General features: G+C 72.4%; 1 protein-coding gene. It reads right to left on the bottom strand.

Features of this window, described 5'->3' with window-relative positions; translation table 11 throughout:
- Positions 1–323: Ig-like domain-containing protein (locus J0O65_RS23855; RefSeq protein ID WP_215409673.1), on the bottom strand; the 323-nt coding region annotated here is incomplete at both ends.

Here is a 323-nt window from a genome sequence, read left to right as displayed (position 1 = left end):
TGGCGCTGCTGCCATAGGCCACCGTGGCGCTGACGGCGCCGGCAGTGGGTACGGCAGGCGACACCGTGATCGTCACGGTGGCCGCCGCCGAGGTGCCTCCGGCGTTGGTGGCCGTGTAGGTGAAGCTGTCCGGCCCGGAATAATTTGCCGCCGGCGTATAGCTGATGCCGGTGCCGCTGGCTGTCGCCGTACCGTGCGCGGCGGCGGACGCCACCGCCACCGAGGTCGCCGTGCCGCCGCCCAGGTTCAGGGTGATCGGAGTGGCGCTGCTGCCATAGGCCACCGTGGCGCTGACGGCGCCGGCAGTGGGTACGGCAGGCGAC

It is taken from the genome of Janthinobacterium sp. JC611 (assembly GCF_018682595.1).
In the GTDB taxonomy this organism is placed as follows: Bacteria; Pseudomonadota; Gammaproteobacteria; order Burkholderiales; family Burkholderiaceae_D; genus Janthinobacterium.
Note: the sequence above shows the minus strand (reverse complement) of the source record. Positions and strands in the feature narration are given on the sequence as shown.